A 17,714-nucleotide genomic window follows, 5' to 3' on the forward strand; every position below is an offset into this window, starting at 1 on the left:
GCATCCTGCTTTTTTGCATCCGTGGATAATTGGATACAAAAATTCAAAAGGTGCTGCCGATGCAATTCGCTCCCGCTTACGTTGACCGCCAGCCCCTCACTGCCGAGGAGGAGGCCTACAACTTTCTGCTCGATGCCATTTGCGGCGGCCGCTACCGCAAGGGTGACCGGCTGATTGCCGAAGACATCGCCAGCGAGATCGGCATGAGCCGCATGCCGGTGCGCGAAGCCTTTCGCCGCCTGGACGCCCAGGGCCTGGTGACCCTGCGGCCCAACCGTGGCGCGATCGTCAGCGGTCTGGATATCGATGAGCTGCACGAAGTGTTCGAGATGCGCAGCGCCCTCGAAGGCCTGGCGGTGCGCGTGGCCGTCGGCCGTATCGGTGAGCGTCAACTCGCGGCCCTGGAGCGCATGCTCGACGCGATGGACGACTACCGCGATGAGAGCGCCGCCTGGGTCAGCCGCCATCGCGCGTTCCATGAATACCTGTGCAGCCTCAGCGGCCGCCCACGCTTGATGAAGCAGATTTCGGCGCTGTACTCGCTGGTCGAGGCACCTATGCGCTTGTGGCTGCAGCACGGCGAAAAACCCCTCAGCGCCCGCCAGGAACACGCGGTGATCCTCGATGCGATCCGCGCCGGCGATGCCGCCCGCGCCGAAGCCGTGGTGCGCGAACACATCGAAGGCACCGTGCCGGCGCTGATCCAGTTCCTGCAAACCGAACAATAAGAAACACCCGCTGTGTTTTGACTTTAGTCCTGCCCCGTTATTCAACGAACTGGAGTGTCTGGTCATGCATAAATGCCGCGCCTTGCTGGTGGCTGTCTCCTTCGGTCTCTGCGCACAAGGGGCCTTTGCTGCGCCTCAAGTGCCGGATCGTCTGCAAAAAGTCGACAAACTTGTCTATTGCTCGGGGATGGATTCCCCGCCCCTGGTGTCCTTCGACGAAGCCCAGAAACCCCGCGGGCTCACCGTCGACCTGGGCCTGGAAATCGCCAGGCGCCTGGGCGACAAGCAAGTGCAATGGCGGGTGATTCCGTTCTCTGGCCTGGTGCCGGCGCTGCTCGCCCAGCAGTGCGACATGATCGTCGACCAGCTGTTCGACAAACCCGAGCGGCGCCAGGTGATCGACATCGTCAACTACATGTATTCCAGCCAGTCGGTGGTGGTGCCCAAGGGCAACCCCAAGGGCATCAAGGCGCTGGATGACCTGTCCGCGCACAAGGTCGCGGTGCTCAACGGCTCCACCATCAAGACCCTGCTCGATGCCCACAATGAAAGCCTGGCCAAGGCCGGCAAGCCCCCGATGAAACTGGTGGTCTACAACACCGACACCGATGCCTTCCAGGCCCTGCGCATCAGCCAGGTCGACGCCTACGGCACCACCGTGGAAACCGCCGGTTACTACGCAGCAATGGCCCCGGACCTGTTCCAGGAAGGCGTGCCGGCGTTCAGCCGCATCCTCACCGGCCTGGGCATACGCAAGGACGACCCGCAACTGACCGCCGCCGTGCAGCAGGTGATCAGCGATATGCGCAGCGATGGCAGCTATGTGCAGTTGCTGGACAAATGGCATGTCAGCAGCGACACACTCGACTGAGGCGTACCTGCGATGAATTTCAATTGGGATGTGTTCTGGCAGTACCTGCTGCAACCCAGCGGGGTCTACCTCACGGGGCTGTGGCTGACGTGCCTGATCAGCGTACTGGCGATGCTGTTGGGCTGCGCGCTGGGGCTGGCGGCGGCGTTGTTGCGCTTGTCGAAGAACCCGCTGTTGCATCTGCCGGTGCGTTTTTACGTGTGGCTGATGCGCGGCACGCCGCTGCTGGTGCAGATCGTGTTTCTGTACACGGCGCTGGCGGCGGGCGGGATTTTCCGCTTTGAGGATATCGAACTGTTCGGCCTGATCGTCCCCGGCAATATCCAGGCGGCGATCATTGCCCTGGGCCTCAACGAAGGTGCCTACATGGCCGAGATCATCCGTGCCGGCATCGGCGCGGTGGACAAGGGCCAATATGAAGCCGGGCGCTCCCTGGGCATGGGCTTCGCCAAGTTGATGCGGCGCATCGTGCTGCCCCAGGCGTTCCGGGTGATCGTGCCGCCGCTGGGCAATGAGTTCAACGTGATGCTCAAGAACACCACCCTGGTCAGCGTGATCGGTGTGCAGGAACTGCTGCTCAGCACCCAGATGATCACCTCGGCCACCTTCCGGGTGTTCGAGCTGTACCTGGTGGTTGCCTTGTACTTCCTGACGCTGACCACCCTCTGGGGCTTTTTCCAGCGCTGGCTCGAAGCCCGCTTCAGCCAGTCCGACCGGCCTTCCGCGCCACCACCGGCAGCCAGCCGCATGTTCGGGCGCAGCACCCTGAAACTGCTGAGGGGACGATAACCATGGCGCACCAAAGTGAAGAGCTGATCATTGAGGCACTGGATATTCAGAAGTCGTTCGGCGCGTTGCAGATCCTCAAGGGTATCTCGCTGCAAGTACGGCGCGGCGAAGTGGTGGTGCTGATCGGCGCCTCGGGCTCGGGCAAGACCACCTTTATCCGCTGCATCAACCTGCTGGAAGACATCCAGGGCGGGCGCATCCGCGTCAACGGCCGCGCCATGGGCTATCGCGAGCGCAGCGACGGCAGCCTGGTGCGTGATTCGGAGCGCAACATCGCCCGCCAGCGCCGCGACATTGGCATGGTGTTCCAGCGCTTCAACCTGTTCCCCCATATGACGGCGCTGGAAAACATCATTGAAGCGCCGATCCAGGTCCTCGGCACGCCACGTGCCGAAGCACTGGAACAGGCCCGTGGCCTGTTGGCGCGGGTCGGCCTGGCGGACAAGGCCAGCCATTACCCGTCGATGCTCTCCGGCGGCCAGCAGCAACGGGTCGCCATCGCCCGCGCCCTGGCGATGAAACCCCAGGCCATGCTGTTCGACGAACCCACCAGCGCCCTCGACCCGGAAACCGTCGGCGAAGTGCTGCAGGTGATGAAAGAGCTGGCCGAGGAGGGCATGACCATGGTGGTGGTCACCCATGAAATGGGCTTTGCCCGGGAAGTGGCAGACCGCGTGGTGGTTCTCGACCAGGGCGAACTCATCGAACAAGGGCCGCCGGAACAGATCTTCAGCCACCCCAGTCATCCCCGGACCCGGGCGTTTCTCAGCCGTGTGTTATGACTTTTTTTGAAGAGCCTTTGCCATGTTGAAATTTTCTGCTCACGAGTATCCCTATCCATCGCAGCGCCAGAGCGTATTTGCCCGCCGTGGCATGGTCGCCGCGTCCCAGCCCCTGGCTGCCCAGGCCGGTATCGAGATCATGCAAAAGGGCGGTAACGCTATCGACGCGGCCATCGCCACGGCGGCCGCGCTCACGGTGGTGGAGCCCACCGGCTGCGGCCTGGGCGGCGATGCGTTTGCCCTGGTGTGGTGCAAGGGCCAGTTGCATGGCCTGAACGGCAATGGCCATGCGCCGGGCGCCTTGAGTGTCGAGGCGGTCAAGGCTGCCGGGCACGATCGGATGCCGCTGTACGGCTGGACCCCGGTGACCGTGCCCGGCTGCCCATCGGCCTGGGCGGAGCTGTCGCAACGCTTCGGCAAGCTGGCGTTTGCCGAGTTGCTGCAACCGGCCATCCGCCTGGCCCGCGAGGGTTTCCCGCTGTCACCGGTGGTTGCCCACCAATGGCAGATCTCCTTGAACGAATTCAGCCCGCACCGCGATGAAGTGCTGCAAGCCTGGTTCGACACGTTCCTCATCGATGGGCGCGCACCCCAAGCGGGCGAGATTTTCCGCAACCCGGCCCAGGCGCGCACCCTGGAAGAACTCGCCGCCAGCCGTTGCGAAAGCCTGTATCGCGGTGCCCTGGCCGCACGCCTGGACGCCCACTCACGGGCCACCGGGGGTTACCTGCGCGCCAGTGATCTCAAGGACTACCGCGCACAGTGGGTGGACCCGATCCACATCAATTATCGCGGTGTCGACGTCTGGGAAATCCCGCCGAGCGGCCAGGGCCTGGTGGCGCTGATGGCGCTGAACATCCTCGAAGGCTTCACCTTCGATCACCGCGACAGCCAACAGACCTGGCACCGCCAGCTCGAGGCCATGAAGCTCGCCTACAGCGACGGCCTGCATTACATCACCGACCCGCTGCACATGCGCGTGGCAGTGGCCGACCTGCTCAGCGACGACTACAGCGCGCGCCGTCGCAGCCAGATCGGCGAACAGGCCCAGGCGCCCAAGCCCGGTGACCCGCACGCCAGCGGCACGGTGTACCTGGCCACGGCGGACGCCGAAGGCAATATGGTCTCGTTCATCCAGAGCAACTACCACGGCTTCGGCTCCGGCGTGGTACTGCCCGACAGCGGCATTGCGTTGCAGAACCGTGGGCAGGAATTCAGCCTCGACCCGAGCCACGCCAACTGCCTGGCAGCAGGCAAGAAAACCTTCCACACCATCATCCCCGGTTTCCTCACCAAGGACGGCCAGGCCCTGGGCCCGTTCGGCGTGATGGGCGGCTACATGCAGCCCCAGGGTCACGTACAGATGGTGATGAACCTGGTGGACTTCGGCCTCAACCCCCAGGCCGCACTGGATGCGCCGCGCTGGCAATGGCTGGGCGACATGAAGGTCGGCATCGAGCAGGGTGCCTCCCGCGACCTGGCCAATGCCCTGGCCCGGCGTGGTCACCAGGTGCAGATCGCCAGCGACCTCACCGACTACGGCCGTGGGCAGATCATCCTGCGCGACCCGGTCAGCGGCGTGCTGTGCGGCGGCACCGAACCGCGTGCGGATTCCCATATCGCGGTATGGTAACCAGGGCAGGGCATGGCGCCGCCATTGCCCTGCCATTTTGAAAAAAGTTGGTCGAAGCCTGTCCCCTTTTTTCACCTCGCCTGTCATTCCAGGCAAGTGAACAAAATCGAGAGCTTCTTCCAATGCCCGCAGTCCACCCCTTGCGCTTGCGCCCGTTGCTCAAACTGAGCCTGATGCTGAGCCTCAGCGCCAGCCCCTTGTTCGTCCCCGTCAGCTATGCCGAAGACAGCGCCGCGCGCCGCAGCTACCAGGTGCCGGCCGGCAGCCTGAGTGCGGCGTTGACCCGTTTTGCCGGGCTGTCGGGGGTCAACCTGTCGGTGGACCCGGCGCTGGTCAGCGGGCGCAGCAGCAGCGGTTTATCCGGCGAATATGGCGTGGAAGAGGGCTTTGCCCGCTTGCTGCAAGGCTCCGGCCTGCAATTGCAGCCCATGGGGGAGCAGGCCTACATGCTGGTGCCGGTGCCGGAGGGCGGCAGCCTGGAGCTGGCGCCCACGTCGATTCTCGGTACCACCGGCCTGTACGACGGCGACACCTACGCCGGTGGCCAGGTGGCGCGGCGTGGCTCGCAAGGCCTGCTGGGCACCCGGGACTTCATGGAAACCCCGTTCAGCATGACCACCTACACCCAGGACGCGGTGAAAAACCAGCAGGCGCGCACCCTTGGCGACCTGATCGCCAGCGACCCGTCGGTACGCGCCACCAACCCGGCCGGCGGGCGGTATGAGCAGTTCACCATTCGCGGCTTCAGCCTGTTCAACAGTGATGTGTCGTACAACGGCCTGTACGGCGTGCTGCCGACCTACACCATCGACATGGAGATGGCCGACCGCGTCGACATCTTCAAAGGCCCCACCCAGTTGATCAACGGCATCTCGCCGCGCGGCAGCGTGGGCGGCGGGATCAACGTGGTGCCCAAGCGCGCCACCGACAAGGACATCACCTCGTTCACCGGCACCTGGGCCTCCGACAGCCAGGCCGGTGGCGCCGTGGATGTGGGCCGGCGCTTTGGCGAGGACAACAAGTTCGGCCTGCGCTTCAACGGCGTGAAGCAGTCCGGCGATACCGAATGGGACCACCAGAGCGTCGACCGTGAGATGGCCGTGCTGGGCCTGGATTTTCGTGGCGAGCGCCTGCGCCTTTCCACCGATATCGGCCGCACCGAGCGCGACACCGATGCGCCGCAGGAGCGTGTGCAAGTCGCGGCTGCCGCGCCGGTGCCCAGCGCCAACGATGTGCGCCGCAACTATGCGCAGTCCTGGAGCAAGGCCCGCACCAAGGACACCTTCGGTACGCTGAATGCCGAATATGACCTCAGCGATTCGGTGATGCTCTACGGCGGTGTCGGCGCGCGCAAAAGCAACCACGAGTTCCTGCGCCATGCTGTTTCGGTGACCAATGCGGCCGGTGATTTCACCGTGCAGCCCCGGGACTTCACCCGCGATGAAAACGTCCGTACCGCCACGGCCGGCGTGCGTAACTGGTTCCACACCGGGCCGGTGAGCCATGAGGTCAACCTGGCCGCCAGCTACTTCTATATGGACTTCACCAACGGCGGTGCGCGTTATGCCAACGCATCGAGCAATCTCTACAACCCCGTGCAAACCCCGACGCCGTCGGTGGCCACGCGCCAGGATGCGAAGGTCTATACCGAGAACAAGTTCAGTGGCGTGGCCTTGTCCGACACCCTGGGTTTCTTCGATGACCGCCTGTTGCTCACCCTCGGTGCGCGCTGGCAGCGCGTGATCGTGGATGACTGGAGCAACGGCATCAAAGGCAAGACCAACTACGACGAAGAAAAGATCTCGCCTTCGGGCGGCCTGCTGTTCAAAGCCACCGACAAGCTGTCGCTGTACGCCAACTACATGGAAGGGTTGAGCCAGGGCAAGATCGCACCGTCCACGTCGAGAAACGAAGACCAGATCTTCCCGCCGTTTATCAGCCGCCAGGTGGAAGTCGGCGCCAAGTACGACGCCGGCGCCTTCGCCGTCACCGCCGCGGTGTTCCGCATCAAGCAACCGGCCTACGAGACCAACGCCACGTCGCGGCTGTTCGGTCCCAATGGCAAGCGCCAGAACACCGGTGCGGAGCTGAGCGTGTTCGGCGAACCCCTCAAGGGCGTGCGCCTGCTCGGCGGCGTGATGTACATCGACAGCAAATTGAAGGACACCACCAATGGCGCCTGGGACGGCAACCGCGCGCCGGCCACGCCCAAGTACAACGTCAACCTCGGTGCCGAGTGGGATGTCCCGACCCTCGAAGGCCTGACCCTGACCAGCCGTGGCATCCACTCCAGTTCTCAATACCTGGACCAGTCCAACGTCAAGGAAATCGACGCCTGGAACCGCATCGACGTCGGCGCCCGCTATGCGTTCAAGGTCGATGAGAAGCACATCACCCTGCGGGCGAATGTGGAAAACGTCGCCGACAAGCGCTACTGGAGTTCGGCCGGCGCATCGGATGACAGCGAGCCGGGGCTGACCCTGTCGACCCCGCGCACCTATCTGCTGTCTGCCACCGTCGACTTTTAGACGCGGATTAAAAATGTGGGAGGGGGCTTGCCCCCGATTGCGGCGGTTCAGTTGGAGCATCCTTGACTGACACACCGCTATCGGGGGCAAGTCCCGTCCCATATTTGGATCTCAGTTGGCTTGGGAATTCCACATGGCCTTCTTCACCTCAATGGCCTTGGGCAACAACCGATTCTGGAAAAACAGATCCGCCGTCGCCTGCTGCGCCTCAATAATCTTGTCATCAATCGGCAAAATCGGCGAAGGCGGGCGGTTGTCCATGTAGCGCGCAACCACCTCGGCGGGCAGGCCCATGAAGTCGGTCAGTACGTTCAGGCTGTCTTCGCGCTGGCTGCGGGTAAGGGCTTCGGCGGCGGTGAGTTCGTCGAGCAGGTCATGGATAAAGGCACCGTTGTCCCGCGCATACGCGCGCCGGGCGGTGTACACCGGACCCGACAAACCCAAGCCTTCGCCATTGGCCAGCACATGGCTGGGGCTCTGGCTCAAGGCGAGTGACGAGTAGGGTTCCCAGATCGCCCAGGCATCGACGCTGCCTTGTTCGAACGCCGCTCGCGCATCGGCCGGCGGCAGGTAGACCGGTTGGATGTCCTTGTAGCTCAGGCCTGCGTTGTTCAGCGCGCGCAGGATCAGGTTGTGGGAGCTGGAACCCTTCTGGAACGCCACTTTCTTGCCCTTGAGGTCCGCCACCGAATGCAGCGGGCTGTCGTTGCGCACCAGGATCGTCTCGGCGCTCGGCTTGGGCGGTTCGGCGCCGATATAGACCAGGTCGGCCCCGGCGGCTAGGGCGAACAGCGGCGGGATGTCGCCGGTGGCGCCTACATCCAATGCGCCGACGTTGAGCGCTTCAAGCATCTGCGGGCCGGCGGGGAATTCGATCCACTTCACCTCCGTCTTCGGGAAACGCTTTTCCAGCAGTTCGTGTTGCTTGGCGAGGACCAGGGCGATGGAGCCTTTTTGGTAGCCGATACGCAGGGTGGCGGGGTCGGCGGCCAGGGCGGTTTGCGTCACCGCCAGCAGGGCCAGAATCAGTGCGGGGATTTTCATGCTCTAGCCTCTGTAAAACGATGGGCCGGGCGCGCCAGGCCGAGGTTTTCGCGCAAGGTGGAACCGCTGTATTCAGTGCGAAACAGGCCGCGCCGCTGCAGCTCCGGCACCACCCCTTGCGCGAAATCTTCCAACCCACCCGGCAAGTGCGGCACCAGGATATTGAAACCATCGGCCGCGCCGTTTTCGAACCAGTTCTGCAGCTCATCGGCAATCTGCGCAGGCGTGCCGATCAGGCTGTAATGCCCGCGGCCCCCGGCAATTCGCCGACCCAATTGCGCGAGGGTCAGTTGCTCACGATCGGCCAAGTCACTCAGCAGTTGCTGGCGACTGCGTTGCCCGCTGTCGGTCAACGGCAGCGCCGGCAACGGCCCGTCCAGCGGGTAGCCGGACAGGTCGAAATTGCCCAGCATGCGCCCCAGCAACGCGACGCCCACCTCAGGTTCGACCAGATCCTGAAACGCCTCGAATTTGGCCTGGGCCTCGGCCTCGGTCGCCCCGACCACCACAAACACGCCGGGCATGATTTTCAGCGAATCCGACCCGCGCCCGTACCGGCTCAAGCGGCCCTTGAGGTCGGCATAAAACGCCTGGGCATTGGCCAGCGAGGTCTGTGCGGTAAACACCACCTCGGCGGTCTGCGCGGCCAGTTCACGGCCGGCTTCGGACGAGCCGGCCTGCACGATCACCGGCTGGCCCTGGGGCGAGCGCGCCACATTCAGCGGGCCCTTGACCCGGAAGTGTTCGCCCACGTGGTCCAGCACATGCAGTTTCGTCGGGTCGTAATAGTTGCCGCTGGCCTTGTCGCGCACAAAGGCATCGTCTTCCCAGCTGTCCCACAGCCCGGTCACCACCTGATGAAACTCCCTGGCGCGGCTGTAGCGTTCGCCATGGCCGAGGTGTTCGTCGCGGCCAAAATTCTGCGCTTCGGCGGCGTTGTCCGAGGTCACCAGGTTCCAGCCCGCACGCCCGCCGGACAGGTGATCCAGCGAGGCGAATTTGCGCGCCACATGGTAGGGCTCGTTGTAGCTGGTGGTCGCCGTGGCGATCAGGCCGATGTTATCGGTCACCGCACTCAGCGCCGAGAGCAGGGTGAGCGGTTCGAAATGGTCCGAGCGCGCCATATGGCTGGCGATCTCACCAGTGGCAGCGGCGATGCTGTCGGCCACGAACAGCGCATCGAACTTCGCCGCTTCGGCCACCCGTGCCAGGTGTTTGTATTGGGCGAAATCCAGCCCGGCATCCGCCGGCACGTCCGGGTGGCGCCAGGCGGCGACATGGTGCCCGGTGGCCATGAGAAAGGCGCCGAGTTTCAGTTGACGGCTCATGCTAGAAATCCTTGCGCAGTTGCACGCCGAAGTAACGCTCATCGTCACGGGGTACGGCGCGGTAGATGTAGTTGCCGCCACTGGCCAGCAGCGGTGAGTAGGACTTGTCGGCGAGGTTCTTGGCCAGCAACGCCACGCGCCAACCGTTGGTGTAGTCGGCCAGGGCCACGCTGGCGTTCCAGATGCCATAGGCGCCTTGCTTGGTGTCGACGTTCTGACTGATGTCGTACTGTACTTCGCTCTGCCAGCTGTAGTCGGTGCCCAGTTCGATGTCCAGGCCGTTATCCAGCGGGATCGTGTAGTCGGCGCGCACGTAGCTTTTCCAGTCCGGGCTGAAGGGCAGTGGCTTGCCATTCACGTTGCACGTCGCCGCTGCACCGGCCGGGCAGGCGAACTCATCAATGCGCGCACGGGTGTAGGCCAGGGCGCCGGAGAGCTTGAGTTGCTGGGTGGCCTGCAGGGCGTAATCCAGCTCGACGCCTTCGGTGCTGACGCTGCCGGCGTTGATCAGGCGGGTCACGACCTGGCCGGCGACGGTGTCGAAAAAGTTCGCCTGGTAGTTGTCGTAGTCGCTGCGGAATATCGCCAGGTTGGTGGTCAGGCGGTTGTTCCAGGCGGTGGCCTTGATCCCGGCTTCCCAGGTGTTGGAGGTTTCCGGCTTGAGCGCGTCGGTGTCGCGCGGCTGCATATTGAAGAACACGTTGTAGGCCGGGCCCTTGTAGCCGCGCGAGTAGGTGAGGTAGCTGGTGACACTGTCGCTGAGGTCGTACTGCACCCCGAGGCGGCCTGACCAGCCGTCTTCGTCCACCGAGCCGGAGCTGGAGGTGGCCGGTTGAATCCCGCTGACCGTGGTGGCCGAGGTGGAGACGCGGCGGTGATCGTATTTCAGCTCATCGTGGGTGTAGCGCAGGCCGGCGATGCCACGAAAGCGCGAGGTGAAGTTCAGCGTGGTCTCGCCGAACACCGCGTAGCTGTCGCTGGTGGTGCTGTAGTCGGCGATGCCACGGTCGGTGCGCGTGGTGGTCGTGAGCGTGCGCTGATAGGTTTCCTCGTCCTTGCCGTGCATGTAGAACAGGCCGCCGACGTATTCCAGGAACTCACCCTTGGGCGAGGCCAGGCGCAGTTCCTGGGAGTATTGGTCGAAAGCCAGCTCGCCCTTGTCGGCGGTGCCGGGGAAGGCGGCGGTCACTGTGCCGAGGCGGTCGCCGTCCTGGTACTGGGTGTTGTCCCAGCCGCGCCAGGCGGTGATCGAGGTCAGGGTGTAGTCGCCGAGGTTCCAGTCCAACTGAGCGGACAAGCCTTTGTTGGTGTCCTCGACATGGCTGCGCGTATCGGTGTTGATGTCGCGGTTGTCGCCGGAGGCGCGCACCGGGCTCAAGGCATTGCTGAAGGCCGGGCTCAGGGACTTGCTGACCACGCCATTCGGCGCATCGTCGTGGGACTGCATGTAGTCGGCGATCAGGGTCAGTTTCACGTCATCGTTGGGGGTGAATTCCAGCTTGCCGCGGATGCCCTTGTGGTTGTAGCCGTTGACCTCCTGGCCGTTGTGCGGGTTATCGACGTTACCGTCGTAGCTGCCGAACAGCGTGCTGATCGAGCCCTTGAGCACCTCCGGCACCAGGCTGCCGCCGATGCCGAAACGGGTGCGGCTTTCGTTGCCGCTGTAGTACGCCTGGTCGATATAGCCGTGGGTCTCGGCGGTGGGCGCCTTGCTGGTGATGTTGAGCACGCCGGCCGAGGCGTTCTTGCCGAACAAGGTGCCTTGCGGGCCGCGCAGCACTTCGATGCGTTCCAGGTCCAGCAGGTCGAGGGTGGCCTGGCCGGGGCGCGCATAGACCACGCCGTCGATCACCGTGGCCACCGTCGGCTCCACCCCAGGGGAGGTGGAAATGGTGCCCACGCCGCGCACGAACAGCGAGGTGTCCTTGTTCGAGGCGCCGGTGCGGAAGTTCAGCGACGGCACTTGCTGGGCGATGCTGGCCACGCCGTTGCGGTTGTCGCGCTCCAGTTGTTCGCCGTCCAGCACCGAGACCGCCACCGGGACTTTTTGCAGGGATTCTTCACGCCGGGTGGCGGTGACCGTCACCGCTTTGAGCGTGGGTTCCTGCTCGTCGGCGGCAAAGGCGCCGGGCACGGGGAGGGCGGTCAGACCGGCGAGAAGGAATAAGTGCGTGTGCCTGTGCATGGTGTGTTTGCTCGAAAAAATGCCCTGGACCGCTGCGGCTCTCACGACCGTCAGCGCCTGTAAGACTGTCGTGGGCATTCGCTTGAGCGAGTAGCAGACAGCGCGCTTTGTTAGCGCTAACATCGGTATTATTGGTAGCTCGGGTTTAGAGCGTCAAAGACTTAAAAATTATTCCTATATTCTTTTTTGTTGTTAGCAGGATGGTCCCGTGAGCGAAGACAAACCGCGTAAACGCCGTGGCGCCGGGCGCGTCACCTTGAACACCGTGGCCCGCCAGGCCGGGGTGTCGGCAATCACCGTGTCGCGCTATTTCAACCAGCCGGAGCAGGTCTCGCCCGAGCGTCGCGAGCGCATCGCCGAGGTGGTGGCCGAGCTGGGTTATGTGCCCAACCTGGTGGCCGGCGGGCTGGCGTCGGCGCGGGGGCGGATCGTGGCGATGGTGATCCCGAACATCTCGGGGCCGATCTTCGCCAACACGATCCAGGGCTTCAGCGACACCCTCAGTCGCCATGGGTATCAGCTGTTGCTGGCGTCCAGTTACTTCAGCGCCGAGCAGGAAGAAAGCGCGGTGCGCGCGTTCCTCGGCTGGTCGCCGGCGGCGCTGGTACTGACCAGCCGCTTCCACAGTGCAGGCACCGAAAAGATGATCGCCGAAACCGAGATCCCGGTGGTGGAAACCTGGGACTACGTGCCCGAACGCGCGCCGGTGCAGATCGGTTTTTCCCACTACGACGTCGGCGTCACGGCCGCGCGCTACCTGCATGGCAAGGGCTATCGGCGCATGGCCTTCGTGCAGAACAGCGCCACGGGCGACTTCAGCGCGCTGGAGCGGGGCGATGGGTTTGCCGCGACCCTGATCGAACTGGGTGTACAGCCCCGGGTCTTCGTCCCGGACGCCGACAGCGCGCCTTTCGAGGCCGGCAAGCAGGCGATGCAAGCCCTGATGAACCACGCCACCCCGCCTGACGCGATCTTCTTCGCCAATGACAACCTCGCCGCCGGTGGTTTGCTGGCCGGGCAGCGTTCCGGGTTAAAGTGCGCGGTGCTCGGGTTCGGTGATTACCCGTTTGCCGAAATGCTGTTGCCCAGCCTGAGTACAATCAAACCGCCGGCCCTGGAGATCGGCGTACTGGCGGCAACCCGCGTGCTGGAAAGCCTCGGCGTGTTGCCGGATGCCGTACAGCGTTTGAACCTGTTGGATTGCCGCTTGATCGAACGGGAAAGCGCCTGAGCTTTTTTATCGCCCACTAGGACCTGCCCATGACCGAACCCGCCCCCAAGACCCGCCGCGCCCCCAAAGGTGAAAAACGCCGCGAAGAGCTGCTGGACGCGGCCCTGCAGGTGTTTTCCCTGGAAGGCTACAGCGGCGCCTCGATGGCCCAGGTGGCGGCGATCGTGGGTATTTCGGTGGCCGGGCTGCTGCATCATTTTCCCAGCAAGATCTCGCTGTTGATGGGGGTGTTGCAGCGTCGCGATGAGGTCAATCAACGGATTGCCGATGAGGTACGTGCGGAGAAAACCCTCAATGGCCTGCTCGGCAGCCTGCGTGCGATCAATCGTTCGAATGCCACGGCACCGGGCGTGGTGCGCGCGTTTACCATCTTGAATGCCGAAAGCCTGCTGGACACCCAACCGGCCTGGGCCTGGTTCCAGGCGCGCTATGCGGCGATTCACCAGCGCATGCAGGGGCAGTTTGCCGACCTGGTCGCGGCGGGGGAGGTGCGCAGCGATGTGGACATCGCCGGGCTGGTGGAAGAAATCCTGGCCATGATGGATGGCCTGCAGATCCAGTGGCTGCGGTTTCCCGAGCAGGTGGACCTGGTGGCGCGGTTTGACAGCTACATCGCGCGGGTCGAGGCAGCCATCAGAACCTGAGTCGAACACAGTCAACATGTGGGAGGGGGCTTGCCCCCGATGGCGGCCTCTGGGCCGACCATGTGCTGGGGTTGGAATGAGTACATATCCGTTGCTGCGGTAACGGCTACTTAGGGTTCCGCTCTTACAGCGGGTCACTTTTGGAAGAGCGCCAAAAGTAACCAAAAACGCTTCGCCCCACCACTCGGTACCTCGCCTAGGCTCGGTGTGCCCGTAATCCGACAGTGATGTGGGGGGCCGCCGCCACGCGCCATCCATGGCGCGGGGCGGCTAAACCGGCATCCCTGCCGGTTTACCCCCCAAATCACTATCGAATTCCGGCCAGCGTGGTTAACGGGGCGCCTGAGATCAAGATCAAAAGCAAGATCAAGGGCGGCTCGCTTCGCATCGTGGTTAGCGTTGGCTGCTACACAGTTGTGTAGATACCCATGCTCATCGGGGGCAAGCCCCCTTCCACAGGGATCAGTTGCCGGTGGCACTGCCCTGGCTGCTGTCATCGCTCATGTCATAGCCATCACCGTCGCTGGTGCCGCTGTCGCCTTCGTTTTGATGCAGCACACCGCCGGTCTTCACCGTCGATTCACGCAGCGTCGAGTTGAGCGCCGAGCGTGGCAGCGGGTTGCTGGTGGTGGTCGACAGTTCCTGGCGGAACGGGTTGACCAGCTTGGCGTTCAGGCGAATATCCTGGGACGACGCGCCCACCGACAGGTTGAAGCTGTCGGCATCCACCACCCATTGCTTGCTCGCTACGTCGTAGTAGGCCAGCGAGCGATCGTTGAGCTCGATGGTCACGCGCTTGCTCTCGCCCGGCTTGAGGAACACCTTCTTGTAGCCCTTGAGTTCCTTGATCGCGCGTTCGACTTTCGGGTTGTTCTGGCCCACGTACAACTCGGCCACTTCGGCACCCGCGACCTTGCCGGTGTTGGCCAGGTCGAACGACACCTTGATCGGCGCCCCGGCCACCGCCACCCCAGGGGTCACGCTGATGTTGCTGTAGCCGAAGGTGGTGTACGACAAGCCGTAGCCGAACGGGTAGAGCGGCTTGATGCCCTTTTTCTCGTAGCCGCGATAGCCCAGGAACAGGTCGTCCTTGTAGCTCATCTCGGCCAGGGTTTCCTGGTTGTCGAACTTGGGGAAGGTCGCGTAGATCGGGTTGTCTTCAATGTTGCGCTCGATGCTGATCGGCAGCTTGGCCGACGGGTTGACCTTGCCCAGCAGGATCTCCGCCAAGGCCTGGCCGCCGTTCTGCCCAGGGTAGAACGCATGCAGCGCAGCCGGTACCTGATCGATCCAGTCGCTCATCTTCAGGCCGGTACCGCCGTGCAGGGTGACCACGGTATTCGGGTTGACCTTGGCGATGCTCTGGATCAGCAGGTTCTGGTATTCGGGCAGGTCGAAGCTGTGGTCGAAGCCTTCGCCTTCGTACTCATTGCTGTTACCGGCCGCGACCAGTACCGCGTCGTACTTGGCCAGGTCCTGCGGCGCTACCAGCGACGCCCAGCTCATCTGCACCCCGACGAGGCCGCCCATGGTCGACAGGTAGCCGTTGCGGCGTGAGTATTCCAGCTTGATGTCGACCGGTTTGCCGGCTTCCAGGTTGACCTTGGCAAACACCGGGATGGTCGGCGGAATGCTGTTGTTCGGCAGCGGTTTGCCGTCGCCGTTGTCGAGGACTTTCTTGCCGTTGACGTAGAGGCGCACGGCGCCGTCGGCACGCACCTTGAACACCTGCTCGCCGCTGACCGTCGGGGTGATCTGGCCGCTGTAGCGAATCGAGGTGGCGGCGGTATCGCCGTTCACCGGCAGGCTGTCGGTGGACCAGTCCAGGTCGACATGGGGGTCGGTGCGGCTGGCGGCCGGGTCGCCGGACCAATTGGTGTTGCTGAAGAACTCGGTCTTCAGGCCTTTGACGCTGTTGCCATTGCCGTCGGCATGGGTCCAGGTCGAGGTGGCCGGGTCCAGGGACAGCCCGTCGATAAACTCGACCTTGGCGCCTGGCACCAGTTGCTGCAAGCCGCTCAGCTCACTGATGTAGTTGGCGGCCATGACGTTGGCGCTGCCAAAACCGGTAGGCGGCGCGTACTTGGCCAGGGTGCCGACCACGGCGATGCGCTTGACTTTCCTGGCGTCCAGCGGCAGCAGGCTGTTCTGGTTTTTCAGCAGCACGATGCCTTCGCGGGCGGCGTTCAGGGCCACGCGGTTGCTGGTGGCGCTGTTCATGTTGTGGCTGGTCAGCGGCGCCTTGCTGTCGAACTTGTACAGGTAGATCTGCTTGAGGATGCGGCGCACCTTGTCATCGATGGTCGCGCTGCTCAGCTCGCCGCTGTCCAGGTACGGCTTGAGGATGGTGCTGTTCATCTGGTAGCCCATCATGTCCAGGTCGGTACCCGCCTGTGCCGCCGGCAAACCGTCGACCACCGCGTTGTAGTCGCTCTGCACGAAGCCCGGGTAGCCCCATTCGGTCTTGAGGATGTCACGCATCAGGTGCTTGTTCTGGCACGCGAACTCGCCGTTCACCTTCTGGAAGGCGCACATCATCATCGCGACTTTGCTGTTCTTCGAGGCGGACTCGAACGGCGGCAGGGTCATCTCGCGCAGCACGCGTTCGCTGATGATTTCATTGAGGTGGAAGCGGTTGCTTTCCTGGTCATTGGCGGCGAAATGCTTGGCGTTGGCCCACACGCCACGGGACTGAATGCCGTTGATCACGGCCGGCGCCAGGCTGGCGCCGAGGAACGGGTCTTCACCGGACAGGTACTCGAACGCCCGGCCGCTGTACGGCATGCGGTACAGGTTCACCCCAGGGCCGGTGACGAACTGATAGCCGCCGCTGGCGGTGTCATAGCCCAGGGCACGGCCCAGGTCGATGGCGCGCCGTGGGTTCCAGCTGGCGGCCAGGTTCGGCCCCGACGGGTAGACCACGCCCTGGGCGTTGCCTTCGCTGGTGTAGCGCACGCCCACACCGCCATCGGCGCCGTGGATCTGCGGGATACCGTACTGGGTCAGTGGCTTGACGTCCCAGCCACCGGTGCCGCCGATGTAGGCGAGTTTTTCTTCCAGGGTCATCTTCGCCAGGGTCTTGTCCGCGGCTTTTTCCGCGCGGCTGACCCGACCTTCATCCAGGGCCGGGCTGGTGGCTGCATGCACCTGGGACACGGCCAGTGCCAGCAGGGCGAAAGCCGACTGTGCACCGATCATTTTACGTTTATTCATGGGTCTCTCCGACAACAGTTCAGTAAACAGGGCGCGCCGAGAAGTGCGTGTTGCACTGCACCTCGTCACTTTTTTTCGGGCAATAGTTGCCCGTGATCGCAATTTTTAACCGATGGCTAATTGCAACTATTTGGCGAATTTCGCAGTTTTATAAGTGTAATAATTGTATTAGTTATTGTTGTGGATAGTGTCTAAGCGATATCACGAGATGGCATTTTGAACCGCAAAAACCGCATAATTAAGGCAATTCTTGCGGTTATAAGTCAAACGAAAGCTAATTTTTGCGTGAAATAAGAAATATTTTCTTACCTTTCGGAACTAAGGCTAAACCTACCAGTCGATTGGTTTAAGAAAATTTATCGAGTCGTGGCTAACTAGTGGCATTGCTCGGTAGTTCTAAAGTGCCATGTTTACACAAGCTGTCATACACAACGCTTTGGTGTAGGGTCTTGATCGAGTTCAAGGCGCCACTTGGGCTATCTGCTGTTTTTGATCTGGAGAAAGTTGATGAAGATTTCCCTGTTGGGTGCCGGTGTTGTATTGGGCGTTGCGCTAAGTGGCGCGGCGATGGCGGCGGAGTCTACGGACGCCGATGCGAAATCCGGCGCCGCCGATTCCACGGTGCTGACCCAGGCCCACGATGCCAAGGCCGTCAAAAAACAGAAGGCTGAAACCACCAAGGGTGGGCGACCGCTGAGCAGCAGCCAGGCCGCGCCGAAGACCTCGAACTAACGGGGA

At 63.1% G+C, this 17,714-nt stretch carries 13 protein-coding genes; 9 read left to right on the forward strand and 4 right to left on the reverse strand.

What is annotated here, in order from left to right; all coding sequences use genetic code 11:
- Positions 1–59 precede the first annotated feature (59 nt).
- The 6 genes from C8K58_RS19450 to C8K58_RS19475 all read left to right on the forward strand — a co-directional run bounded on the left by C8K58_RS19450 (position 60) and on the right by C8K58_RS19475 (position 7,331).
- Positions 60–728 (forward strand): GntR family transcriptional regulator, encoded by a 669-nt coding sequence (locus C8K58_RS19450; protein WP_027607400.1) that lies wholly within the window; start codon positions 60–62, stop codon positions 726–728.
- A gap of 64 nt (positions 729–792) precedes the next feature.
- On the forward strand, positions 793–1,599 hold the full coding sequence (locus tag C8K58_RS19455) for an ABC transporter substrate-binding protein (RefSeq protein WP_027607401.1): 807 nt from the start codon (positions 793–795) through the stop codon (positions 1,597–1,599).
- 12 nt (positions 1,600–1,611) lie between these two features.
- A complete protein-coding gene (locus tag C8K58_RS19460) occupies positions 1,612–2,388 on the forward strand; it encodes an amino acid ABC transporter permease (protein ID WP_027607402.1) in 777 nt (258 codons plus the stop codon).
- Positions 2,389–2,390: 2 nt separating this feature from the next.
- Complete coding sequence (locus C8K58_RS19465) at positions 2,391–3,170, forward strand: amino acid ABC transporter ATP-binding protein (protein ID WP_027607403.1); 780 nt, start codon at positions 2,391–2,393, stop codon at positions 3,168–3,170.
- A 22-nt stretch (positions 3,171–3,192) separates the two neighbouring features.
- The gene (locus C8K58_RS19470; protein ID WP_027607404.1) at positions 3,193–4,803 is read left to right on the forward strand and encodes a gamma-glutamyltransferase family protein; all 1,611 of its coding nucleotides are present in this window, start codon (positions 3,193–3,195) and stop codon (positions 4,801–4,803) included.
- 122 nt (positions 4,804–4,925) lie between these two features.
- Positions 4,926–7,331: a TonB-dependent receptor gene (locus C8K58_RS19475; protein WP_098479042.1), complete on the forward strand. Its 2,406-nt coding sequence runs from the start codon at positions 4,926–4,928 to the stop codon at positions 7,329–7,331.
- Positions 7,332–7,442: 111 nt separating this feature from the next.
- Here C8K58_RS19475 and C8K58_RS19480 read toward each other — a convergent pair whose 3' ends face one another.
- The 3 genes from C8K58_RS19480 to C8K58_RS19490 are packed head-to-tail and all read right to left on the reverse strand — an operon-like array spanning position 7,443 to position 11,888.
- Positions 7,443–8,375, reverse strand: a complete 933-nt coding sequence (locus C8K58_RS19480) for a sulfonate ABC transporter substrate-binding protein (RefSeq protein WP_108574143.1) — start codon at positions 8,373–8,375, stop codon at positions 7,443–7,445.
- Entirely contained in the window at positions 8,372–9,703 is a 1,332-nt protein-coding gene (locus C8K58_RS19485; protein WP_108574144.1) for an LLM class flavin-dependent oxidoreductase, read from the reverse strand. The genes C8K58_RS19480 and C8K58_RS19485 overlap by 4 nt, the downstream gene beginning before the upstream one ends.
- A gap of 1 nt (position 9,704) precedes the next feature.
- Positions 9,705–11,888, reverse strand: coding sequence for a TonB-dependent receptor (locus C8K58_RS19490; protein ID WP_108574145.1), 2,184 nt, complete (start codon positions 11,886–11,888; stop codon positions 9,705–9,707).
- 208 nt (positions 11,889–12,096) lie between these two features.
- Between C8K58_RS19490 and C8K58_RS19495 the strand changes: the two genes are divergently transcribed.
- Complete coding sequence (locus tag C8K58_RS19495) at positions 12,097–13,119, forward strand: LacI family DNA-binding transcriptional regulator (RefSeq protein ID WP_027607409.1); 1,023 nt, start codon at positions 12,097–12,099, stop codon at positions 13,117–13,119.
- A 29-nt stretch (positions 13,120–13,148) separates the two neighbouring features.
- Complete coding sequence (locus tag C8K58_RS19500) at positions 13,149–13,763, forward strand: TetR/AcrR family transcriptional regulator (protein ID WP_027607410.1); 615 nt, start codon at positions 13,149–13,151, stop codon at positions 13,761–13,763.
- 462 nt (positions 13,764–14,225) lie between these two features.
- Here the strand turns inward: C8K58_RS19500 and C8K58_RS19505 are convergent, their stop codons facing one another.
- Positions 14,226–16,976 (reverse strand): glycoside hydrolase family 3 protein, encoded by a 2,751-nt coding sequence (locus tag C8K58_RS19505; RefSeq protein WP_027607411.1) that lies wholly within the window; start codon positions 16,974–16,976, stop codon positions 14,226–14,228.
- Positions 16,977–17,483: 507 nt separating this feature from the next.
- On the opposite strand from C8K58_RS19505, the gene C8K58_RS19510 reads away from it, so the two are divergent.
- Positions 17,484–17,708, forward strand: a complete 225-nt coding sequence (locus tag C8K58_RS19510; protein WP_027607412.1) for a hypothetical protein — start codon at positions 17,484–17,486, stop codon at positions 17,706–17,708.
- Positions 17,709–17,714: the final 6 nt, after the last annotated feature.

Source organism: Pseudomonas sp. GV047 (assembly GCF_003058245.1).
Classification (GTDB): Bacteria; Pseudomonadota; Gammaproteobacteria; order Pseudomonadales; family Pseudomonadaceae; genus Aquipseudomonas; species Aquipseudomonas marginalis.